The sequence below is a fragment of the Sphingomonas jaspsi DSM 18422 genome, assembly GCF_000585415.1.
Taxonomy (GTDB): domain Bacteria; phylum Pseudomonadota; class Alphaproteobacteria; order Sphingomonadales; family Sphingomonadaceae; genus Sphingomicrobium; species Sphingomicrobium jaspsi.
Genome location: NZ_KK073876.1, coordinates 2,237,837 through 2,253,478 on the forward strand (window position 1 = coordinate 2,237,837; position 15,642 = coordinate 2,253,478).

Genomic DNA, 15,642 nt, shown 5'->3' on the forward strand with positions numbered 1-15,642 from the left:
CTCCCGGCGGTATCCTTCCGGACAAGCCCGGAAAGATGGCGGAGCCCGGCTGGCGGGCAATCTGGTGAAATCGGCTCATGCCGACGCGCCTTCGAGCATGGCGTCGGCGAGGCAGTCGGCCGTGACGCGATCCTCGCCCGTCATGCGGGCGATGCGTTCGGCGGCGTCGCGGAGGCGCTTGGCTGCGGAAATGCGCACCAGCACCGGCTGCGCATCGACCAGCGCGTCGAGCTTGGCCTTCGCCTCGGCATCCCATGGCAGTTCGCGAAGCATGCGCGAGGGCGTCGGGTCGACCTGGTCGAGCTGGGTCGACAGCGGGATGATGTTGAACAGCGCGTCGAACAGCGCGTTGCATACTTCCTGGATCAGGTAGGTGGCGCCGGCATAGCCCATGAACGGCGTGCCGGTATGGCGGCGGATCGCGGCGCCCGGGAAGCTGGCGGGGATGTAGATGCTGCGCGCCCCGCATTCGGCGAGGTACATGCGCTCATTATAACTGCCGAAAACGACCAGCGGCGGCTGGGCGTGGATCGCGGCGCGCACGGCCTGGTTGTCGGGCTTGACCCCGGCGCTGCGCGAGAAGCTGAACAGGCACGGCAGGCCCATGTCGTCTTCGAGGAAGTGGCGGATGCCGCGGGCGTAAGTTTCGTTGGCGACGATGCCGAAGTTGGCGGTCGCGAAAAAGTCCTGCGTGACGCTGCGCCACAGATCCCACAGCGGCTTGATGGTGGTGTGTTTTTCCTTCTCGATGAAGGGCTCGGGATCGAGGCCGAGCGCGTCGCCGAGTGCGCGCAGGAACTTGGTCGTGCTGTCGAGCCCGACGGGCGCCTGGAAATAGGGCCGCTCAAGCGTTTCGCACAGCTTGCGCCCATATTCGCGGTAGAGGCAGACATTGGCTTCCGCGTCCGCCAGGCGGCGCACGTCGGCAAGATGGCTGCCGAGCGGGAAGGCCATGTTTACTTCGGCCCCGATCCCTTCGACCAGCCGCCGGATTTCGGCGAGATCGGACGCCATGTTGAACATGCCGTAAGCCGGGCCGATTATGTTGACGCGCGGCTTCTCGCCCTCTTTGCGCGGCTTCAGGTCGGGGACGTTCTTCGGGCCGAACTCGGTCCACAGCCAGGCCAGCGCGCGATCCGCCGACTGCCACTGGTCCTCGTCGATGGTGCGCGGCAGGAAGCGCTTGATGTTGGTGCCTTCGGGCGTCACCCCGCCGCCGATCATCTCGGCGATCGATCCGGTGACGACGACGGCGGGCAGTTCCGGGTCAAGGGTCTTCCAGGCGCGCTTCATGGCGCCTTCGGTACCGGTCTTGCCCAGTTCCTCTTCGCCGAGCCCGGTAACGACGATCGGCAGCTCATGCGGCGGAAGGCCGTCGGTGTAGTGCAGCACCGACGTCACCGGCAGATTCTCGCAGCCGACCGGACCGTCGATAATAACCTGCAGCCCCTTGACCGCGGTGAACACATAGACCGCGCCCCAGTAACCGCCCGCGCGATCATGATCGAGGACCAGCGTCATGAGCCCACCGCCTCGGCAGCCTTGCGCGCGGCCTCGTTGAGCGCGGCATATTTCTTCTTGAATTGCGGCCGGTCTTCCGGCGTCTCCTCCCAGATTCCGCTGGAATAGTCGCGGCCGACGCCTTCGAAGAATTCGGTCATCCGGTCGAACCGCGCCTTGTTCGCGATGGCGGCGTTGATCACCATCGCCAGGCTGCCCGCGCCCGCCGGCCCCATCAGCGGGCGGGCCGAAATCAGGTTGGTGAAGTAAAGCGCCGGAATGCCCTGGCTCTTGGCATGCTGCACCACCGGGGTGGTGCCGATCGCGAGGTCGGGCCGATATTCCTCGACCGCCGCAATGTCCTGCTCCAGGCTGGAGCGATAATTTACGCGAATGCCCTTCGCTTCGAGCCATTCGCGGTCCGGATCCGACCAGCGCGTGCGCGGACAGGCAGTGCCGACATAGGGCACCTCCGCCCCGCTTTCGACCAGCAGCCGCGCAACCAGCAGTTCAGAGCCTTCGTAACCGCTGACGGTCACGCGCCCGCGGACAGGGTTGGCGGCCAGCGCGCCGCGGATCGCCGCCACGAAGCGGTCCTTGGCTGTATCGACTTGCGATTGTTTGATACCGCACGCCGCGCCCACCGCGTCGAGCCAGGCCGCCGTCCCCTCCGCTCCGACCGGAGCGGAACCGATGACGCTTCGTCCGGCAGCCTCGAACTCCCGAACCGATGCCGTGTAGAAGGGATGGATGGCAGCGACTGCCGCGCAGTCGAGCGCCGAATAAAGCTCGCGCCATTCGCGGGTCGGGACGACCGGTCCGGCGGCAAGACCCAGCGGATCGAGCATCTGGCCGATGCCGACCGGGTCCGCGGGGAACATTTCGCCGAGGAGCGTGATCGTCGGACGATCCGGGCGCTGGGCGGGCACAGCGACCGGCCCCTGTTCGACTTCCTGCCGCGCGTAAGCCAGCATCGCACCTGCCAAGACGTCCTTCGCTTCGGCATGGGTCGGGATGCCGAAGCCGGGAACGTCGATGCCGATGATGCGCACGCCGTTGATCTGCTTCTTGAGCAGCCGCAGCGGGACGCCGCTGGCCGTCGGCACGCACAGGTTGGTGACCACGATCGCGTCGTAGAGCGCGGGATCGGCGAGATCCTCGACCGCCTCCTTGATGTCTTCGAACAGCTTGCCGGTAACCAGCGTTTCCGAATTGAAGGGCACGTAGCCCACGGTGCGCCGCGCGCCGTAGAAATGGGACGTGAAGGTCAGCCCGTAAACGCAGCAGGCCGACCCCGACAGGACGGTCGCCGTGCGGCGCATCCGAAGGCCGACGCGCAAGCTGCCGAACGCGGGGCACATCGACTGGGGCTGGTCGTGCGGACCTTGCGGATAGTCGGCGGCATAACGGTCGAGGATTTCGCTCTTGCCCGCCTTGCGCGCGGCATCGCGCATCGTATCGGCACCGCCGTGGCAGCCGCCACCAGCGCTGCCCGGATCGACATCGATCCGGTCCGGCTGGCGGCCCACATCGGGTGCCAAGTCTGTCACCGATCAAATCTCGTCATAAATGACCTCGAGCGAAGGTTTTTCGGCGTAGCTTCCGCCGCGCATGTCGGCCTGCGTTGCGGGCACAAGCTGGACGTCGCCGCCGGTCTGGTCGGGCGAAAAGAGGCCCAGCAATCCATCCTGGTCGAGCGGTCGCGGCTGGCGCGGCGGCGCGCCGGCGACGTTCATTGCCAATTCTTCGAACAGGCTGCCCCACTCGCCGTCGGGCGTGCCGATGATCTGGTAGTTGGCCGACTTGCGGCGGATATCCTCGTTGGCCGGGATCGCGCACAACACCGGGATGTCGACCGCCTCGGCGAAGGCCTGCGCCTCGCCGGTGCCGTCGTCCTTGTTGACGATCATCCCAGCCACGCCGACGTTCCCGCCCATCTTGCGGAAATATTCGACCGCCTTGCAGACGTTGTTGGCGACGTAGAGCGATTGCAGGTCGTTCGATCCAACGACGATCACCTTCTGGCACATGTCGCGGGCAATCGGCAGGCCGAAGCCGCCGCACACCACGTCACCGAGGAAGTCGAGCAGGACATAGTCGAAGCCCCATTCGTGGAAGCCCAGCTTCTCCATCAGCTCGAAGCCGTGGATGATACCGCGCCCGCCGCAGCCGCGACCGACCTCGGGCCCGCCCAGTTCCATCGCGAACACGCCGTCGCGCTGGAAGCAGACGTCCTCGATCGTCACTTCCTCGCCCGCCAGCTTCTTGCGCGACGAGGTTTCGATGATCGTCGGGCAGCTCTTGCCGCCGAACAGCAGGCTGGTGGTATCGGACTTGGGGTCGCAGCCGATCAGCAGGACCCGCTTGCCCTGCTGCGCCATCATGTAGCTGAGATTTGAAAGGGCGAAGGATTTGCCCGACCCGCCCTTGCCGTAGATGGCGATGATCTGGGTGTCCTTGGTGACCTCGCCCGTCGGAACCGGATCGGGTTCCTGTGCCGCCTCGTCACGAAGGCTCTGGATATCGAGCATGCTCATGCGACGTCACTCCAGTCGAGGACCATCTTGAGGCAGTCCGGTTCGAAAAAGGCCGCCGGATAGGCGGCTTCGGCGTCCGATGCGGGACGGATGTCGGTGATGAGGCCGTCGAAGCTGAGCGCGTCGGAATCGATGAGCCCGCGCACCGCCTGAAGGTCGGCCGGCGTCCATTCGGCCGCGACCCGCAACCGCGCTTCCCGCATGAATGCAGGCGGGAAAGCGAAGCCGACGCGCCCGGCATAAAAGCCTGCCAGCGCGATTTCCCCGCCATGTGCCAGCCGCGCGACGAGATCGTCGAAGCCATCCGCGTTGCCGCTGACGTCGACGATGGCACCGTAATTGCGACGCGGATCGTCGCAAGGTGCCACGACGGCATAACCGGACGCGCCGGCGCGGCGCGCGGGATTGATATCCCAGACGGTCGGCGCGGGAGCACCGGTCGCAATCGTCAGCCGCGCTAGCAACCGGCCCAGAACACCGTGCCCGACGATCAGTTCGGGGACCTGGCCGCTGTTCAGGATATGCATCGCAGTCGCGGCCAGCGCGAGCAGCGTACCATCTTCGCCAAGCGACTCGGGTACCGGGTGGGCGCGCGATGACGGAATGACGACTCGCTGCGATGTGCCGCCGAACAGGCCGCGCGCTTCGGTGTAACAGGATGCGCCGGGAACGAAGACCCAGTCGCCGATGCGATGCTCGGCATCCTCGCCGGCGTCGACCACCCGACCGACCGATTCATACCCCGGGACCAGCGGGTAGCCCATGCCCGGAAACTGCGGCATCTCCCCGGTCCAGAACAGCTTTTCGGTCCCGGTGCTGATCCCGCTCCAGCGGACGTCGACGACCACGTCGTCAGGGCCGACCGAGGTCAGCGCGAGTTGCCGCAGCGACAATCGCTTGGGTGCTTCAAGTATGACCGCAAGTGCGTCCATCGCCTTGGTCATCCCTCCCGGCCTGTTGGCCGAACCAGGCATCGAAAATGATGCTCAGGCCCAGTGTCACTGTAGACTGTCGTCGTGAAGTGTCAATCCAGACTGACAATTAAACGTGTCAACGCGTGGCGACGATGAGGGATGCGATGAGCGGCTGCGCAGTCGGACGGAAGCTGGCGCGAGCGAACCCCGCCCGCTTCAGCAGCTGGAGTATTTCCGCCGGACGCCGGGGCCGGCCGGATCGCATCGCCCAGAGGTACCAGCCGAAATAGGCGTCCCCCATCGCCTCGGCACCGGACGTTCCGGCCATCGGCTCGGCGATCAGCAGCCGCTGGCCCGACATAAGGGACAAGGCGATGCGCTGTAGCAGGGCCGCTGCGCGATCGTCGTCATGATCGTGCAGGATGCGGATGAGCGTGACGCAGTCATAGTCCTGCGGAAGCGGATCGACGAAGAAGTTGCCGGCATGGAAAGTCGTTGTGCTTTGGGCTGCGCCTGCGACGACGGATGGCAGGTCGAACACGCCAATGCGCATTGACGGATAGGCGGCGCTCACGCACTTTGCGAACGTGCCGGTTCCGCCGCCCATATCCAGCACTGCGGCATGACGTCCAAAGTCGTAGGCGTCGAGGACCTGCTCGACGACCATCGACTGGGTCGCGGCCATCAGCCGGGAATAAGGATCGGCCCGGCCCTGCGGTTCCAGGTCGGGTCGCTCCGCGGCCGCATAGTGCCAATAGTCCGACAGACCGGTCGGCGTCTTGCGATCGTCACGCAGGAGCCGAACCGGATCCTCAAGGTCGGCATAGAGCAGGCGATGATGGCGGATCATCGCCTGGATGCCGCGATCGGCCTGCAGCACGGCACCTTGCGCGCCGAGCATCCACCATCCGTCGTCAAGCCGATCGACCAGCCCAAGCGCGGCACAGGCGCGAAGCAGCCGCTCCGCAGCAAGCGCTCCCATTCCCAGCCGATCGGCGAGGTCACCCGTGGTCGCCGCCCCCCCAACGAGTTGGTCGAGCAAGCCGCTCTCGACCGAGGCGAGTAGCGTTTGCGAATAGGTAAAACCCGCGACGAGGTCGAACAGCCGGGTCGCTCGGTTCCGCGCTACGCGGCTGACGATCGGCATTCGCGACGCCCAGCGACGGAAGGCGGGATTCGCCATTAACCGGTTGCGCCAGCCGCGCCAGCGCACCGCCCAGCCGCCCGATGCGGCTTGTCCCGATCCGGGTTTGGACAGGTTCATATGTCAATTGAAATGGACAGATGCTATCCAACAGTCAATTGAGTCCAGCCGAGGGAGGCAGCCGTTGGAGACGCGAATCGCGGTCATTGGCGCGGGAATCGGCGGGCTCGCCAGCGCCGCGCTGCTTGCTGCCCAGGGCCATCGCGTGACCGTCTTCGAAAAGTCAGAGCATGTCGGGGGAAAGGTCCGCCGCATCGGCGTAGACGGCGTCCAAGTCGACGGCGGACCCACGGTATTCACGCTACGGGACGTGTTCGACGAGCTTTTCCACCGCTGCGGGTCGAGCCTCGATGACGAAGTCACGGTGCGGCCGGCCTCCATTTTGGCGCGGCACGCCTGGGACAGAAACGGATCCCTCGACCTTCACGCAGATCCGCGACGCAGCGAGGAGGCGATCGGCGACTTTGCCGGTGCGGCGGCAGCAGCCGGCTACCGCTCGTTCCGCCGGGAAGCCGCGCGGATTTACCGCATCCTCGACAACAGCATGCTTCGCGGCAGCAAAGTGTCCTGGCCCCTGCCGTTGATGTGGCGGATCGGTCTTTGGCGGGTCGGCGACCTGATCGCCATCCGCCCCTACGAAAGCCTGTGGAAGGTGCTGGGCGAACATTTCGCCGATCCCCGGCTGCGCCAGCTGTTCGCACGCTATTCGACCTATTGCGGGTCATCGCCTTTCTCGACGCCGGCGACGCTGATGCTGGTCGCTCATGTCGAAGCGCAGGGTGTGTGGCTGATCGATGGCGGGATGAGCGCTCTCGCCGCCGCGCTCCAGCGGCTCGGGCAACGAAACGGCGCCCGGTTCCGGTTCGGCCAAGGCGTAGCGCGCATCGACATCGGCCGGAGTCGGGCCAGCGGGCTGACGCTGGACAACGGTGAACGGTTCGAAGCGGATGCAATCATCTGCAACGCCGACCCTGCGTCGCTGGCGGACGGGCGCTTCGGCGAAGCAGCGCGCCGCGCGTGCCGTGCGGTTCCGCCCAAACGACGGTCGCTGTCGGCGCTGGTATGGACCGCCCATGCCGACACCGCCGGGTTCGATATGTCCCGGCACAATGTGTTCTTTTCGCCCGACTATGCGCGCGAATTCGCGGACATCGCGGGCAGTCACCCACCACGTGATCCCAGCGTCTATGTCTGCGCCCAGGCCCGGGACGGCAGCGGCCGTACCGCGCACGGGCGCGAGCGATTGCAGGTCATCGTCAACGCCCCGGCCAACGGCGACACCCATGATTATTCCGACGAGGAGAGAGCGCGATGCACAATGGCCATGAGGCGCAGCCTGTCCCGCTGCGGGCTGGAGCTGGAGGATCCGTTCCCGCATTCGCTCACGACCCCGAACGAATTCAATCAGCTTTTGCCCTCGACCGGCGGAGCGATCTATGGACGGGCCTCGCACGGCTGGGCGGCGTCCTTCCTCCGGCAGGGAACGCGGACCCGGATCCCTGGGCTCTACTGCGCGGGTGGAAGCACCCACCCCGGAGCGGGCGTGCCGATGGCGGCCTTGTCGGGGCGGCTCGCCGCCCACGCCGTGATGCGCGACCTCGCTTCGATGCGCCGGTTCCATCCGGTGGTTACGCCTGGTGGTATGTCGACGCGATCAGCGACGACGGGCGCAACGGGCTGACCATCATCGCTTTTCTGGGCAGCGTCTTTTCGCCTTATTACAAAAGCAGCGGTCGCCACGATCCGCTCGATCATGCGGCGCTCAACGTCGCGCTATACGGTCCCGGCGCGCGCTGGACGATGACCGAACGACCGCATGCTGCGGTCGCTCAGGAACGCGACCAGCTGGCGATCGGACCAAGCGCGATTCGCTGGGTCGGCGACGCGCTGGAGATCGACATCGAAGAGCGTGACAAACGCCTTGGCATCCCATGGCAGCGCCGCGTCCAAGGCAAGATCCGGGTCATCCCTGAGGCGCTCAACGCCAGGAGCTTCGCACTCGACGCCGACGCGCGCCACCGCTGGCACTGCATCGCGCCCCGCGCCAGGATCGAGGTCGAGATGATCGAACCGGCCGTGCGCTGGCGCGGAAGCGCCTATCTCGACAGCAATTTCGGTGGGGAATCGCTCGAAGACGGTTTTCGCGTGTGGCACTGGTCGCGCGCGCATCATCGGCGGGGTGCCACCGTCTTCTACGAAGGTATCCGCCGCGACGGATCGCCCTTCGCCAGCGGCCTGCGCTTCAATTCTTCCGGCACGGCGGAGGAAATCGACCTGCCGCTGGTTGCCCCCCTGCCCGACACGCTGTGGCAAATGGAGCGGCAGACGCGTGCCGACCGGGGACAGGCGCGGGTAATCCGAACGTGGGAGGATGCGCCCTTCTATGCCCGATCGACGGTCGAGGCGCGGCTGGACGGCGAACCGGTCATTGCCGTGCAGGAAAGCCTGAGCCTCGATCGGTTCCGATCGCCGATCGTCCAGTTCATGCTGCCTTATCGAATGCCTCGAGCGCGCTAGATCGCGACCGGCGCCGCAATGTGCGGGTGCGGGTCGTAGCCTTCGAACGAAAAATCTTCGGGCTCATAATCGAACAGCGACTGGCCGCGGTCCTTCATGACCAGCCGGGGCAGCGGCCGGGGATCGCGGGCAAGCTGCGTGCGAGCCTGCTCAAGGTGGTTCGAATAAAGGTGCACGTCGCCGCCGGTCCAGACGAACGTTCCCGGCTCAAGCCCGCATTCGCGCGCCAGCATGTGGGTCAGCAGCGCGTAGGAGGCGATGTTGAACGGCACGCCGAGGAAAAAATCAGCGCTGCGCTGGTAAAGCTGCAGGTTGAGCCTGCCTGCCGCGACCTGCGTTTGGAACAGGCAGTGGCACGGGGCCAGCGCCATCTTGTGGATTTCGCCCGGGTTCCAGGCCGTTACGATCTGGCGGCGTGAACCGGGATCGCGCCGGATGAGGTCGACGAGTTCCCTGATCTGGTCGATATGGCGGCCGTCGGCGCTTTCCCAGTCGCGCCACTGCTTGCCATAGACCGGACCAAGATCGCCGTTTTCGTCGGCCCATTCGTCCCAGATGCTGACCTTGCGGTCCTTCAGCCAGCCGATGTTGGTGTCGCCGTTGAGAAACCAGAGCAGCTCGACGATGATCGATCGCAGGTGGAGCTTCTTCGTGGTCACCAGCGGAAAACCCTTGGCCAGATCGAACCGCATCTGAGCACCGAACAGGCTCAAGGTGCCGGTTCCGGTTCGGTCCATCTGTTCGACCCCATGGTCGAGAATCTGCTGCATCAGGTCAAGATATTGGCGCATGGCCCCACCCTAGCCTGCGCGCTTCGATCGTCCAGCGATTCCCTCCGTTTTGGATCGTCAATTCGGATGCGGTTGGCGTGGCAGGAGTACTTCGATGGGAATAACGTTCCCGAATGCAGTTTCAGCGTGTCGAACCCCCCGCGCTCCTCGACGGCTTCGCTTCGGCGACGGCGTTCTTTTCGTCCTGTTTCGAGGGCGTCGGGAGTGCGCGGGAGCGGTTGGTGGTCGCGCATGTCGACCATGAAGCGCGCTGCATCGGCCTTACCGAACTGGACGGCGACGCCGACCAGGTCGACGTCCCGTTACGGCAGATATTGGGCGAAGCGATCGAGCTGGGGAGCGCCGCCTTGGTGCTGGCCCACAACCACCCCAGCGGCGACACGACCCCCAGCCAGGCCGACTGCGCCGTAACCCGGCGACTGGCGGTCGCCGGCGAAGCGATGGACCTCTCGATCCTCGATCACCTGATCTTCGGTCGCAACGGCGATTGCCGCAGCATGCGGCAGATGGGCCTGCTCTAGGCCGTTTTTCCGTCGCGGCAGGGCTTGATGTCCTTCGCCGACGGCTTCGGCTTGGCGATGCGGAAGGCGCTGAAATAGGCCTCAAGGCCTTCCATCGGCTGGAAGCTGACTTCCTCAAGTCCGAGCGCGGCCAGTTCGCAGCGGAGCTCTGCCGGCGGCATTCCATGGCGACGTACCGGGCGGTCGGCGTCGACCACGATCACCAGCCCGTGCGGTTTCAACCCATCGCGCAGGTGCCAAAGGAATTCATAAGGCTGGGTCACCTCATGATACATGTGGACCATGAAGATGCGGTCGAAGCTGTTCGGCGGCAGCAAGGGATCCGCCGGTCGCCCCAGCCGCACCGTGACATTGTCGAGTCCTTCACGCTGGACCCGTTGCGCCAGGCGGTCCCGGGTTTCCGGCACGATATCCTGCGCCAGCACGCGCCCCTTGGCGCCTACCAGAGGCGACAGGCGAACCGTGTAATAGCCTTCGCCGGCGCCGATGTCGGCGACCGACATGCCCGGTTGGATCCCGGCCAGGCGCATGACCTCTTCGGCCTCGCCGGCCCGGTCGCGGGCGTCTTCGGTTGAAAAGCGATCGGACACGATCGGCGCGACGTCGCGCTTCGCATCGGGAAAACCGCTGTCCGGCGCCGCCGCGTCACACGACGCGAGCGCGAGCAGCGACAAGGCCGCGATCGCCCTAGTCGACATCCTCGACGTCCACCTTCTCGCCCGTCACGCGCTGCGACAGGGCCGCGGCCATGAAGCGGTCGAGATCGCCGTCGAGTACGTCGCCCGGCGCGGTCGACGTGACCCCGGTGCGCAGGTCCTTGACCAGCTGGTAGGGCTGCAGGACGTAGCTGCGGATCTGGTGGCCCCAGCCGATGTCCGTCTTGGTGGCCGCCGTGGCATTGGCTTCGGCTTCGCGGCGCTGCAATTCGGCCTCGTAGAGACGCGCCTTCAGCTGCTTCATCGCCTCGGCCTTGTTCTTGTGCTGTGAACGCTGGCTTTGCGACTGGACGACGATGTTGGTCGGCAAGTGGGTGATGCGCACCGCGCTGTCGGTGGTGTTGATGTGCTGCCCACCGGCACCCGACGCGCGGTAGGTGTCGATGCGCAGGTCGCTTTCGACGATTTCGATGTCGATGTCGTCGTCGACTTCGGGATAGACCCAGACCGACGCAAAGCTGGTGTGCCGCCGCGCTGAACTGTCGTAGGGCGAGATGCGGACGAGCCGGTGGACGCCGCCTTCGACCTTCAGATTGCCATAGGCATTCTCGCCCTTGATCAGCAGCGTCGCGGACTTGATGCCCGCTTGTTCGCCGGCATGATGGTCGATCATTTCGACCTTCATCCCATGGCGTTCGCCCCAGCGACTGTACATGCGCATCAACATGCCGGCCCAGTCGTTTGACTCGGTGCCGCCTGCGCCGGCGTTAATTTCGACATAACTGTTGTTGGCGTCGGCCTCGCCCGCCAGAAGCGCCGCGACCTTGTCGCGCTCGGCCCGATCGGCGAGCTCGGCCAGACTGGCGACGCCGTCGTCGACCAGGCCCTCATCGCCCTCCATCTCGGCCATTTCGATGAGCTCGACGGTGTCCTTCAGCTCGGTCTCGATCTTCTGCGTCGCGCCGATCGCTTCTTCCAGCCGACGGCGCTCGCGCATCACTTCCTGCGCGCCCTTGGGATCGTCCCACAGCGTCGGGTCTTCCACCTTGGCGTTCAGCTCAGCCAGCCGCCGATGCGCCTTGTCCCAATCGAGGAACCGGCGGAGCAGTTGGGTCGCCGCGTTGATCTGGTCGATATGTGCTTGCGCTTCGGCGCGCATGACGATGACTTTCGAAAGATGGTTCAGGCAGGTGCTTCGCGACCCCGCCTAGTAAATCCCGCCCTGCTTTTGCAAGAATTCCCCGCTGTCGGCCGGTTGCTGCGGCTTCGGCGCGGACGGTGCGCGCTTCGGCTTGGCCGTCGCGACGGTAGCGGTCTTGGCGGCCGCGTCCAACTCCTCCTCCACGCCCTGGCGGAAGCTGCGCCGCGGCTCGGTTTCCGGCTGGAACGCCTCCCAGATCACCGACGACTTGGGATCGACCGTGGTCGGGAAGCTGCCGAACACCCGTTTTCCGGTCACGCGGTCGATGCGCACCATGCGGATGCCGGGCGGCGCGACGAACGGGATTTTGGGCATGTCCTTGAAGGCGACCTGCGCGAACTGCTTGAAGATCGGCGCAGCAATACGCCCGCCCTGCGCATAGCCGCCCATCGATCGCGGCTGGTCATAGCCCATGTATACGCCAGCGACGACTTCGGGGGTCCCGCCAACGAACCAGACGTTGGTCGGGCCGCTGGTGGTGCCGGTCTTCCCGAACAGCGGGCGGTCAAGATCGCGAAGCACAACCGCGGTGCCGCGTTCGATGACGCCTTCCATGATGTGGACCATCTGGTAGGCCGCCTGCGGGTCGAGCAGCTGCTTGGAGCGCGACGGCGGACGCGGCATGGCCTTGCCGTCCCAGTCGGCCGCGTTGCACGCACCGCCATTGTCGGCGCGCATCACCTGGCAGCGATTGTCGGTGCGATAGATGACCTTGCCCGCACGGTCCTGGACGAAATCGATCAGCGTCGGCGCCACGGAGCGGCCGTGGTTGGCCAGGATGGCATAGGCGTTGGTCAGCCGCTGGACGGTGGTTTCACCGGCGCCAAGCGCGATCGACAGATAATTGGGATAATCGCCGACCCCCAGCTCCTTGGCGGTCGCGACGACCTTGTCCATGCCGGTCTGGCTGGCGGCGCGGATGGTCATCAGGTTGCGGGACTGTTCGACACCCCAGCGCATCGTCTTGGGACCGCTATATTTGCCGTCGAAGTTCTTGAAGCATTTGTTGCCCAGCGACGCGCCCTGCCAGACGCAGAAAGGCTCGTCGACCAGGATCGTCGCCGGTGTCAGGCCGTTTTCCAGCGCCGTGACATAAACGACCGGCTTGAAGGCAGAGCCCGGCTGGCGCAGCGCCTGGGTCGTGCGGTTGTAGGACGAACCGATGACGTCGAAACCGCCCTGCATCGCCAGCACGCGGCCGGTATTCACTTCTTCCGCGACGAATCCTCCGCCGATTTCCGGAATTGAGCGCAGCGCATAGCTGTTGGTGCCCAACTGCTTGACGATGATGATCATGCCGGGCTTCAGGAAGCCGAAGGCCGCGCCGCCGACCCCCCGCTTGGGCTGGACGGCCGCCGAAGCCGGCAGCACGCCCGTCTTGCCGTCGGGGAAACCGATTTGGGCTTCATTTCCCGCCTTGGACAGGACGACAGCCTTCTTCCAGTCCTTGAAGCCAGTGCCCAACGCTGCGATGCGCAGACGGTTGGCCCAGTCGCCGTCGACCGGGATCGTGAGGCCGGTGTCGCGCCAGCCGCGTCCGCCGTCGAACTGGGCGAGGCCTTCACGCAGCGCCTCTGCCGCGGCATCCTGCATCACGGGGTTCATCGACGAGCGGACCCACAAGCCGCCGCCATAGACGCTGTTGGGACCCGCGTCGGGATTTTCGCCGAAGCGCTTCATCAGGTCGCGGCGGACCTCTTCCATGAAATAGCCGCCCTGGTCGCGGAACTTGGTGCTGGCGCCATAGCGAATGGTGCCAAGCGGCGCAGCGGTCGCCTGATCGCGTTGTGCCGCGGTGATGTAGCCGTTGTTGGCCATTTCCCGCAGCACATAGTTGCGCCGTGCCAATGCCTTGGCCGTCGCGCGCAACGGATCGTAATTGCTCGGCGCCTTTGGCAGCACCGCAAGATAGGCCGCTTCCGGCAGGGTCAGTTCGTCGACGTCCTTGTCGAAATAGGCGCGGCTGGCCGCCTGGACGCCATAAGCATTGCGTCCGAGGAATATGCTGTTGAGGTAGAGCTCGAGAATCTGCTCCTTGCTCAATGCCTCTTCGAGCCGGAACGCGAGAATCGCCTCGCGAATCTTGCGGCTGATGGCGTAGCTGTCATCCTGCAGCAGGCCCTTGGCGACCTGCTGGGTGATGGTCGAACCGCCGCGCGCGCGGCCACCCGTCACCGATTTTCGCGAATAGTCGAAAACCGCGCCGACAAGGCCCGGATAGTCGATGCCGCCATGGCTGAAAAACGTCTTGTCCTCGGCCGACACGAACGCCTGGACGACCAGCGGCGGATATTCGTCATAGGCCAGCTCGACGCGCCGTTCGCGGGCGAAGGTCTGCACCGGATTGCCGTCATAACCGCGAACGTTGGTCGGCAGGGGCAACTGGTAGGACAGCAGCTTGTCGTTGCTAGGCAGTCCCCACGAAAATGCGGTCCACACGACCGCGAACAGGGCAAGGCCCGCCGCGGCAACATAGATCATTACCCGCACCCACTTACGCTCGAACCAATGGCCGTAGCGCTGGCGGATGCGCTCGTTCAGCGCGACGAAGTCGGGAATCTGGACTGCGGACACATTCATGGTTCGACCCTGCGTCTAGACGCTTCGGCGCGACAGGGAAAGCGGCTCATCGCCGATTGGCGCGGGCGGCGAGGTCGGCTTCGATAGCCTGTGCAAGGGCAAGGACGAGCGGCTTTCGACCTTCCGCAGTGCGCAGTCGCGCCTCGTCCGCAGCATTGCTGATATAGCCCGCTTCGACCAGCACGCCCGGAACCTCACTGCGTCTCAACACCCAGAAGCCCGCAAACTGGTGCGGTCGCGGGCGAAGGTCGACCGGCCCCTTGGCTTGCCGCACGACCCGCTCCGCCAGGCCGGCCGACGCCTCCATCTGTTCGCGCAAGGCAAGGTCCGACAGCAAGGATCGCACGACGTCATTGCCTTCGCTCGTCAACGCACCGTCGACGCCATTTTCGCTTTTCGCGAAGCGCGCCGCCTCGGTGCTCGAAGCGATGTCGGACAGGGAATAGACGGTTACGCCCTTGGCGGCGGGATTGGGGGCGCTGTCCATGTGGATGGACACGAAGAGGCCAGCCTGGAGTCGCCGCGCAATTTCCGCCCGCTGTTCGAGGGTGAGATAGCGATCGTCCTCGCGGGTCATCGCCACCCGCAGGCGGCCGCGTTGCTCCAGCAGGTCCGCCACTTCCCGCGCCATGGCCAGCGTCAATTGCTTCTCTACGACCGACCCGGACTGGCCGGCCGCGCCAGGATCCTTGCCGCCATGGCCGGCGTCGATGACGACGATCGGACGACCGGGCATTTTGGCTTCCCGTATGCGGACATTGGCTACCGGGGCCTCGACATCGATGGCCAGTCCACCGGTGCGCGCTTCGCCGACCAGAACCCGGTCCTGCCGGCCGGTCGAGCTCGAACGCGGCCAAAGCGCCAGCGCAAGGCCCGCCACGACCAGCGTGGTAGCCAGCAACACCATGACTGCGACGCGCGTCCTTCGTTCCATCGGAGCCAGCCTAGCGAGCCTTCGCGCCATCCGCCATGCCGATCGAAATGCGCCGGTGGTGGCCGCCAAAGCGGTTGCGGGCCGTTCATGGCGGTGCTAACCGGACCTGTCCGTCCGGTCATCGGTCGGTCACGACGCCGCCATCCATTAGCAAGGAAAGGCGGTCCAACAGGTTGATGCTGCATGATGTCACAAGACGCCCGATCGACGCTCATTATCGAGCGTGATCGCGTGTCCCTCGCGACGATGATCGCGACGGCTCGAGCAGCAGACGCAATTTCCGCACA

Annotated in this window: 13 protein-coding genes; 3 read left to right on the forward strand and 10 right to left on the reverse strand. The window is 65.5% G+C overall.

Going from position 1 to position 15,642, the window contains the following annotated elements; genetic code table 11:
* Positions 1-75 precede the first annotated feature (75 nt).
* The 5 genes from bchZ to G570_RS11395 form a co-directional block, all read right to left on the reverse strand.
* A complete protein-coding gene (gene bchZ / locus G570_RS11375; RefSeq protein WP_037502429.1) occupies positions 76-1,521 on the reverse strand; it encodes a chlorophyllide a reductase subunit Z in 1,446 nt (481 codons plus the stop codon).
* Positions 1,518-2,954, reverse strand: coding sequence for a chlorophyllide a reductase subunit Y (gene bchY / locus G570_RS11380; protein WP_174377478.1), 1,437 nt, complete (start codon positions 2,952-2,954; stop codon positions 1,518-1,520). Before bchY ends, bchZ begins: the two co-directional genes overlap by 4 nt.
* 99 nt (positions 2,955-3,053) lie before the next feature.
* Entirely contained in the window at positions 3,054-4,037 is a 984-nt protein-coding gene (locus G570_RS11385) for a chlorophyllide a reductase iron protein subunit X (RefSeq protein ID WP_037502432.1), read from the reverse strand.
* The gene (gene bchC / locus G570_RS11390) at positions 4,034-4,969 is read right to left on the reverse strand and encodes a chlorophyll synthesis pathway protein BchC (protein WP_037504143.1); all 936 of its coding nucleotides are present in this window, start codon (positions 4,967-4,969) and stop codon (positions 4,034-4,036) included. Before bchC ends, G570_RS11385 begins: the two co-directional genes overlap by 4 nt.
* A gap of 118 nt (positions 4,970-5,087) precedes the next feature.
* Positions 5,088-6,215 (reverse strand): methyltransferase, encoded by a 1,128-nt coding sequence (locus G570_RS11395; RefSeq protein WP_084607685.1) that lies wholly within the window; start codon positions 6,213-6,215, stop codon positions 5,088-5,090.
* A 64-nt stretch (positions 6,216-6,279) separates the two neighbouring features.
* Here G570_RS11395 and crtD point away from each other — a divergent pair, with 64 nt between their 5' ends.
* Positions 6,280-7,836, forward strand: coding sequence for a 1-hydroxycarotenoid 3,4-desaturase CrtD (gene crtD / locus G570_RS11400; RefSeq protein ID WP_037502433.1), 1,557 nt, complete (start codon positions 6,280-6,282; stop codon positions 7,834-7,836).
* A gap of 119 nt (positions 7,837-7,955) precedes the next feature.
* Positions 7,956-8,672 carry a hydroxyneurosporene dehydrogenase gene (locus tag G570_RS11405; protein ID WP_037502435.1) on the forward strand — a complete coding sequence of 239 codons (717 nt, stop codon included), beginning with the start codon at positions 7,956-7,958 and terminating at the stop codon, positions 8,670-8,672.
* Here G570_RS11405 and G570_RS11410 read toward each other — a convergent pair.
* Positions 8,669-9,463 carry a thymidylate synthase gene (locus tag G570_RS11410; protein ID WP_037502438.1) on the reverse strand — a complete coding sequence of 265 codons (795 nt, stop codon included), beginning with the start codon at positions 9,461-9,463 and terminating at the stop codon, positions 8,669-8,671. The genes G570_RS11405 and G570_RS11410 overlap by 4 nt on opposite strands.
* 113 nt (positions 9,464-9,576) lie before the next feature.
* Here G570_RS11410 and G570_RS11415 point away from each other — a divergent pair, with 113 nt between their 5' ends.
* Positions 9,577-9,984 (forward strand): JAB domain-containing protein, encoded by a 408-nt coding sequence (locus G570_RS11415; protein WP_051504378.1) that lies wholly within the window; start codon positions 9,577-9,579, stop codon positions 9,982-9,984.
* On the opposite strand, the gene G570_RS11420 is transcribed toward G570_RS11415, so the two are convergent.
* From G570_RS11420 to G570_RS11435, 4 genes are read right to left on the reverse strand one after another with little or no spacing between them, the layout of a single operon-like run.
* Positions 9,981-10,682: a class I SAM-dependent methyltransferase gene (locus G570_RS11420; RefSeq protein WP_037502440.1), complete on the reverse strand. Its 702-nt coding sequence runs from the start codon at positions 10,680-10,682 to the stop codon at positions 9,981-9,983. The genes G570_RS11415 and G570_RS11420 overlap by 4 nt on opposite strands.
* On the reverse strand, positions 10,672-11,799 hold the full coding sequence (gene prfB, locus G570_RS11425) for a peptide chain release factor 2 (protein ID WP_037502443.1): 1,128 nt from the start codon (positions 11,797-11,799) through the stop codon (positions 10,672-10,674). Before prfB ends, G570_RS11420 begins: the two co-directional genes overlap by 11 nt.
* Positions 11,800-11,847: 48 nt before the next feature.
* Positions 11,848-14,421: a penicillin-binding protein 1A gene (locus G570_RS11430; protein ID WP_425423563.1), complete on the reverse strand. Its 2,574-nt coding sequence runs from the start codon at positions 14,419-14,421 to the stop codon at positions 11,848-11,850.
* Positions 14,422-14,467: 46 nt separating this feature from the next.
* Positions 14,468-15,355 (reverse strand): N-acetylmuramoyl-L-alanine amidase family protein, encoded by an 888-nt coding sequence (locus G570_RS11435; protein WP_051504380.1) that lies wholly within the window; start codon positions 15,353-15,355, stop codon positions 14,468-14,470.
* Positions 15,356-15,642: the final 287 nt, after the last annotated feature.

Coding starts and splice junctions, on each gene's coding strand:
- prfB (WP_037502443.1), bottom strand. CDS start 11,799: ATGCGCGCCGAAGCGCAAGCACATATCGACCAGATCAACGCGGCGACC.
- G570_RS11385 (WP_037502432.1), bottom strand. CDS start 4,037: ATGAGCATGCTCGATATCCAGAGCCTTCGTGACGAGGCGGCACAGGAA.
- G570_RS11420 (WP_037502440.1), bottom strand. CDS start 10,682: ATGTCGACTAGGGCGATCGCGGCCTTGTCGCTGCTCGCGCTCGCGTCG.
- bchZ (WP_037502429.1), bottom strand. CDS start 1,521: ATGACGCTGGTCCTCGATCATGATCGCGCGGGCGGTTACTGGGGCGCG.
- G570_RS11410 (WP_037502438.1), bottom strand. CDS start 9,463: ATGCGCCAATATCTTGACCTGATGCAGCAGATTCTCGACCATGGGGTC.
- G570_RS11435 (WP_051504380.1), bottom strand. CDS start 15,355: ATGGAACGAAGGACGCGCGTCGCAGTCATGGTGTTGCTGGCTACCACG.
- bchY (WP_174377478.1), bottom strand. CDS start 2,954: ATGCGCGATGCCGCGCGCAAGGCGGGCAAGAGCGAAATCCTCGACCGT.
- G570_RS11430 (WP_425423563.1), bottom strand. CDS start 14,421: ATGAATGTGTCCGCAGTCCAGATTCCCGACTTCGTCGCGCTGAACGAG.
- bchC (WP_037504143.1), bottom strand. CDS start 4,969: ATGGACGCACTTGCGGTCATACTTGAAGCACCCAAGCGATTGTCGCTG.
- G570_RS11405 (WP_037502435.1), top strand. CDS start 7,956: ATGACCGAACGACCGCATGCTGCGGTCGCTCAGGAACGCGACCAGCTG.
- G570_RS11415 (WP_051504378.1), top strand. CDS start 9,577: ATGCAGTTTCAGCGTGTCGAACCCCCCGCGCTCCTCGACGGCTTCGCT.
- G570_RS11395 (WP_084607685.1), bottom strand. CDS start 6,215: ATGAACCTGTCCAAACCCGGATCGGGACAAGCCGCATCGGGCGGCTGG.